The 5,857-nt window shown below is 68.3% G+C and carries 8 protein-coding genes and 1 pseudogene; 7 read left to right on the top strand and 2 right to left on the bottom strand.

Annotation, left to right across the window (positions count from 1 at the left end):
- The first annotated feature begins 182 nt into the window (after positions 1 to 182).
- The 6 genes and pseudogenes from ABH937_RS37980 (at position 183) to ABH937_RS37955 (ending at position 3,901) form a co-directional block, all read left to right on the top strand.
- Entirely contained in the window at positions 183 to 455 is a 273-nt protein-coding gene (locus ABH937_RS37980; RefSeq protein ID WP_280694880.1) for a hypothetical protein, read from the top strand.
- Between the two features lie 304 nt (positions 456 to 759).
- Positions 760 to 1,056 (top strand): transposase, encoded by a 297-nt coding sequence (locus ABH937_RS37975; RefSeq protein ID WP_280694879.1) that lies wholly within the window; start codon positions 760 to 762, stop codon positions 1,054 to 1,056.
- 2 nt (positions 1,057 to 1,058) lie between these two features.
- On the top strand, positions 1,059 to 1,553 hold the full coding sequence (locus tag ABH937_RS37970; RefSeq protein ID WP_280694878.1) for an IS3 family transposase: 495 nt from the start codon (positions 1,059 to 1,061) through the stop codon (positions 1,551 to 1,553).
- A 168-nt stretch (positions 1,554 to 1,721) separates the two neighbouring features.
- A pseudogene (locus ABH937_RS37965) lies at positions 1,722 to 2,102 on the top strand (transposase domain-containing protein); the annotation flags it as partial.
- Positions 2,103 to 2,121: 19 nt separating this feature from the next.
- Positions 2,122 to 3,228, top strand: a complete 1,107-nt coding sequence (locus ABH937_RS37960) for an IS4 family transposase (RefSeq protein WP_280694877.1) — start codon at positions 2,122 to 2,124, stop codon at positions 3,226 to 3,228.
- A 517-nt stretch (positions 3,229 to 3,745) separates the two neighbouring features.
- Entirely contained in the window at positions 3,746 to 3,901 is a 156-nt protein-coding gene (locus tag ABH937_RS37955; protein ID WP_370220837.1) for a hypothetical protein, read from the top strand.
- Here ABH937_RS37955 and ABH937_RS37950 read toward each other — a convergent pair.
- Positions 3,886 to 4,551 carry a TetR/AcrR family transcriptional regulator C-terminal domain-containing protein gene (locus ABH937_RS37950; RefSeq protein ID WP_280694876.1) on the bottom strand — a complete coding sequence of 222 codons (666 nt, stop codon included), beginning with the start codon at positions 4,549 to 4,551 and terminating at the stop codon, positions 3,886 to 3,888. The genes ABH937_RS37955 and ABH937_RS37950 overlap by 16 nt on opposite strands.
- A gap of 320 nt (positions 4,552 to 4,871) precedes the next feature.
- The gene (locus tag ABH937_RS37945; RefSeq protein WP_280694875.1) at positions 4,872 to 5,228 is read right to left on the bottom strand and encodes a hypothetical protein; all 357 of its coding nucleotides are present in this window, start codon (positions 5,226 to 5,228) and stop codon (positions 4,872 to 4,874) included.
- Between the two features lie 211 nt (positions 5,229 to 5,439).
- Between ABH937_RS37945 and ABH937_RS37940 the strand changes: the two genes are divergently transcribed.
- A partial coding sequence (locus ABH937_RS37940) for a pyridoxal-phosphate dependent enzyme (RefSeq protein WP_370220836.1) occupies positions 5,440 to 5,857 on the top strand: 418 nt, incomplete at its 3' end.

Here is a 5,857-nt window from a genome sequence, read left to right as displayed (position 1 = left end):
CCGGCCCACCACCCCCCCCCCCACACCTCGACGCCCCCCGCCGGTCGTGTGGGGCTTCACCCCCCCGCACGCCCCCGGCCCCGCCCGGCGCCCCAATCCCCGCATATCTCCTCGCAAGACTACCGACGCTCCGTCAGCCGCCCACCAGGGGCGACGAGGGCTTAGCGCACGATCTGACATAGATGTTCCTCAGACCCCTCTACCTCGCCGGGACGCGCGTCCCGAAGCCGGAGCTGCTGCCGCGCCTGGCCAAGGCCGTCGGCGTCGAACCGGCCGACCTGTGCACCGTCGAGCACGAGCGCCTGGTCCACCTGCGCGTGTTCACCGGCCGCAGCCGCGCCGAGATGGCCAAGGCACTCGGCATCGCCGAGGAGACCTACCGCCAGCTGGAGACCACCGGGCGCCGCGGCACCCGCGCCCACTACGACCGCGCGCGGGACGAGTGGATCGCCTAGGACGACTGGGCCGCACCCGCCTTCCGCGCTACCCCCGAACGGCTGCTGGCGGCCCTCCGCCACACCGAGGAGTACTGGCCGGTGCTGCGTGAGCAGCGGTGGCAGCGGATCCGCGAGGCCGACCCGGAGTGGGCCGCGTCGGTGGAGCGGATAGTCAAGCAGGCTCCCCGCCGTTCAGGAACGCGGTCAGGTCCTCGTCGGTGAGCAGGCTGCCGCTCAGCAGCGCGCCGATGTCGTCCAGGCGTGCCCGTGTGAGGTTCCCCTCGTAACGTAGAGGCCATGACTGGAGGGGAAGTTGGGAGTCATGGCTGAGAAGAGGCGGAAGTTCGACGCGGAGTTCCGTGAGGGGGCTGTGCGGATCGTTGCTGAGACCGGCAGGCCGGCCGCAGAGGTCGCGCGGGAGCTGGGGATCAACGAGACCACCCTGGCCACCTGGGTCTCGCGGGCGCGGCAGGCCGGCGGCGACGGCACGCTCGGGACGTCCGAGCGTGAAGAGCTGGCCCGGCTGCGGCGTCGGGAAGCCGAACAGGCCAAGCGCATCAAGGAGTTGGAGATGGAGCGCGATGTCCTCAAACGCTGCATGGTCCTTTGGGTGAAGTAGCTGTGGCGGACCCGGCGGCACTCGTCGGGGCGATCAGCGACCAGAGGACCGGGCACGGCATCCCGCACGCTGTCTCCTGCCGCGCGCTCGGGGTGTCCGAGGCATGGTTCTACAAATGGCGCCGAAGACCCGCCGAGCCAACGAACCGCGAGGTCAGGCGCGCGACGTTGGAGGAGAGGATCACGTACTTCTTCCGCCGGTCCGGCGGGACGTACGGCTCGCCGAGGATCACGCTGGACCTGTGGGCTGAGGATTGGAAGGTCTCGGTGAACACCGTCGCCGAGATCATGGCCGAGCTCGGACTGCAGGGCCGCAAACCGCCCAGGCGCAGGTCACTGACCCGCCAGGGCAAGCGCAAAGCCGCCCCTGACCTGGTGCACCGCCGTTTCGACGCGGTCGCGCCGAACGTACTGTGGGTCGGCGACATGACGGAGATCGACACAGGTGGCGGCAATGCCGGTGAATTAGCAGAACTCTGCTGGTCAGGAGCCTGCTGATGGTCAGTTTGGGTCGATTTCATCCCTGGTGACGCTGGGTAGTTCGTCACGTTCTGATGATGACTCAGCCGAGTGTCGGACACGGCAACGGAGCCCCCGGTAAGACAGAAGATCGACCAAGATCCGACTGTCTGATGGGGGGCTCCGTTGGGTGCTCAGTCTGCCAGCATGCCCGTCCTGCCCGCCAGGGCCGACGCACACAACTCGCAGCACTCACCGGGGGTTCCGGTCGGCGAGCGGTTCGGGGAGCGGGTCCGCCTCGGGGTGCTGACTCGCTGGATCACACCGGAGATCGTCGCTGAGGTGTTGGAGCGCACCGGTCGCATCGAACTTCGACGACGGCTCCTGCCGGCTCGGACGGTGGTGTACTTCGTCTTGGCGCTGTGCCTGTTCAGCAGTGCCGAAAGCGCAGGTCAGCCGGGGTACCGGGCGGTCTTGCGAACGCTCACCGAGAAGCTGCGGAACCTGCCGGGGCTCGGACTTCAGCGGCTGCCGACGAGCCCGGCCCTGACCAGGGCCCGCCAGCGACTGGGCGAGAAACCGCTGCGCGTGCTGTTCGAGCACACCTGTGGCCCGCTGGCGACTCCTGACAGCGCTGAGGCGTACGCCTTCGGGCTGCGGCTTGTCGCCTGGGACGGCACCACGCTGGACGTGCCGGACTCCGCGGAGAACGCCGCTGCCTATCGGATACTCCAACCCGGCCAGCAACACCTGCGGGAACCCGCAGGTCAGACTGATGGCACTGGTCGAATGCGGCACCCACGGCCTGGTCGATGCGGCCTTCGACGGCGTCGAGCACTCCAGCGAGTACACCCTGGGCCGCGCTCTGCTGGCCGGTCTGACGCCGGACATGCTGCTGCTGGCCGACCGGTACTTCGTTGGCTACGAGCTGTGGGCCGACGCCCGGGCCACCGGCGCCCACCTGGTCTGGCGGGTCAAGAAGGGGCAGATCTTCACGCCGCTGCGTGTCCTTCCGGACGGCTCCTACCTGTCGATCATGCCCACCCCGGCGGAGACCCGCCGCCTGGGCCGGGCCCGCGTCCAAGGACGCGCGATCGCCGGGACACCCCAGGGCCACCTGGTCCGGATCGTCGAGTACACCGTGCTGACCCGAACCGAAGACGGATCAACTCGCCTGGATTCCTTCAGACTTGTGACCAGCCTGCTGGACCACCGACAGGCTCCTGCCAGACGGCTCGCCATGATCTATCACCAGCGCTGGGAGATCGAAAACAGCTTCGCGGAGATCAAGAACCGCCTGCGCGGCGCCGGCTTCACCCTGCGCTCCAAGTCCCCCGAACTCATCGGCCAGGAGGTCTACGCGCTCCTGACCGTCTACCACGCGCTCTGCGCGCTCGAGCACCAGACTGCCCAGCAGGCCGGGATCGACCCCGACCGGATCTCCTTCGCCGTCACCGTCCAGCTCGTCCGCCTCGGCGTCCCCAGCCAGGCCGCTGCCACCGCCGACCGGCTTCGCTGGACACTGGAGGCAGTCGCGGCCGAACTCCTCGAGGGCCTTCTCCCAGCCCGCCGGGACCGGCGCTGTGAGCGCGTCAAGAAGCCACCCAAGAACAAGTTCGCCATCAAGCGGCGAGACCAACCACGCACTCCCAGTAACGTCCGCTACTCGCTGAAAGTCGCCAGACACCGGCCGCTACCTGCGGAAACGTCCTAATTCACCGGCATTGGCAGGTGGCGGGCACCGATCTGCATCAGGGTGACGCTCAGTCACTACCGGCCCAGGGCTTCATGAAAGACCGAGGCCAGAGCAGGCCGCAGAAGAGATCGCAACTCAGCTGCCGGAAATGTTCGGTGCGATCTCTCCTGACGGGTGCGTCAGCGACGATGAGGTCTTCATTCAGCAGCACACAGTGCTCTCGGGCTGGGGCGGGGCAGCCGGCGACGCCCAAGAGGGAACGCGGGACCGCCGGACCGGTGTGCGGTTCGGGCTGCCCCGCCATGCGCGCCAGCCCCGCGAAGCGGCGGCCCCCGCCACAGAGTTCCTATACCTGTCAGTTGATGATCTGCGGTGACCGCGAACCGGTGTTGGCTGCGGTGTTCTCGGCCAGGTATCCGTTGTCGATGGTCACCTGGATGCGCTGGCGGGTCGGCTTGATCATCCATCAGCTCGACGAGCGGTACACCGGCCAGGCTCGCCGGTGGCTGGGTGACTGGGTGACTGGGACGAGTCGATGACCGCCGCCGAGGTCCTCCTCCTTGGGCAGCCCTACCGGTTCGAGACCGCGGTGGGTGCCACCGAGTACGTGCTCACGATCGAGCGGTCCACGGCCTCGGCCGGGTTGCCCGACCCGGGATCCATGGCCGCAGGGCGTCAGCGCAGCGGGTAGAGGTTGAGTGCGACCGTGTCGATCAGCTGCTGCAAGCCAGTGTGGAAGACGTCGTGATCGACGACGGCTTCCAGGACCGCCTCGGTGTTTCCGGTCAGGAACGGGAACTGCCTGGGTGGGAGCATCGCGATGCCGACCCGCGTCCGTTCCTTGGTCTCCTCGTGGTCGCTGTGGTCGCTGTGGTCGACGAACGCGGCGCAGCCGAGCGTGAAGAGGTAGAGGCGGCGGTAGACGCGCAGGGCGTCGACGGGTGCCAGGCCGGCAGTCTGTGCGCTCTGCAGGAGGGGTTCGGTGAGGCGGGCGAGGAGGGTCTCGCCCATCCAGGGCCGGCTTCCGCGTAGGGCTACCAGGCCGGGGTGGGCGATGAGCAGCTCGTAGAGGGCGGTGAACGCGTTGCGGGCGGCGTCGGGCCACGGGGTGTTCGGGTCGGTGGCGGGCAGTTGGTCGGCGAGATGGTTCATGCAGATGTCGAGGAGCCCGGTGCTGCTCTCGCCGCAGCGCCGGTGAACGGTGGTCTGGGAGACGCCGAGCGCGTCACCCAGGGCCCGGAATGACAGGGCGCTGGGGCCGTGCCGGTCGACGATCGCGATCGCGGCCATGGCGATCGTGGTAGCGGTGAGTCGATCTGGGGTAACGGATTGCTTCGCCATGCGTTACAGCGTAACTTACGACGTAATGGATTGGCAGGTTGATGAAGCGTCATATTCCTTCCATGGGAGGCAACATGCCCGGCACCGTGCTCGATCCGATGTTCCAGCACGTCACCGCGACGGAGTTCACGGAGCAGCACCTTGCGTCGCTGTTGGCGGGTACCTGCGCGGCGGTCGGGATCCCCCGCTTCCTGGATCCGGCGGCATGCCAGCGCATGGTGACGGTGCTGGACCAGCTGCCCGTGCACGAGTACGACCGCTCGCGGGTCGCCGAGCCGATCCTGCGCTTCGGCCCGGCGCTCAACGACTACCGCGTCCGCTCAGGCCGTCTGGATGAGCAGCGGTACTGGCCGCAGGCCGACCAGGCCCGCGTGGCCTGGGCCAAGGCCCGTCCGCGCCACGATCCGATCGCCCTCGCGCTGGGGCGGCTCGGCACTGCGTGGGGGTCGGCAGTCACGCCGGCCACGATCGGTGGGCGGCCCGCGTTCGGCGGTACCGTCCGTGAGCTCAACCGGGGTGCGCTCACCCACTACGACGAGGTGGTGCGCGAGCTGCCCGGGCTCTTCGACCAGCACGTGGTGAGTCAACTCGCCTTCAACGCCTGGGTGGTCGGCCCCGCCAGTGGTGGCGAGACCCGAATATCCCGCCGTCGCTGGCAGCCCGCCGATGACGAGCACCGCTTCTCCTACGGCTACAGCGAGAAGGTCACGACGGGCAGCCAATTCGTCGAGCTGGCACCCAAGACGGGCGAGGCACTGCTGTTCAACCCGGCCAACTACCACAGCGTGAAGGAGGCCACCGGCCGCCGGGTCGGCCCTGGCCTTCTTTCTCGGACTGACGACCAGGGGCGAACTCGTCGCCTGGTCCTGAACGTTCAGGAGTTCTCCGATGCACAACCTCAGCTACGACGACGCCAAGGCCGCCGCCGAGCGGATCGCCGGCGTCACGCGGCCCGTGCCGGTCATCCCCGTCGATCCGGGCAGCTTCGGCACCGCCGAGGTCTATCTGGCCCTCGACTTCACCCAGCGCACCGGCAGCTTCAAGGATCGCGGCGCCGCGAACTTCGTCGCTGCCCATATCGAGAACGACACCATGCCGCAGGCCGGAGTCGTTATCGCCTCCGGTGGCAATGCGGGCCTGGCCTGTGCCTGGGCAGCCGGACGCCACCAGGTCAAGGCGACCGTTTTCCTGCCCGAGACCGCACCTAAGGTCAATACCGGTGATTTAGGTCGTTTTCCGGCTGGTCGGGCTGGCTCTGGTGGGTGCGACCAGCCGGACGGTTGGAGTGTCGGGTGCCGTCGGGTTG

The organism is Kitasatospora sp. GAS1066B, from assembly GCF_041262605.1.
Classification (GTDB): Bacteria; Actinomycetota; Actinomycetes; order Streptomycetales; family Streptomycetaceae; genus Kitasatospora.
This window is presented reverse-complemented; position numbering and strand designations above follow the sequence as displayed.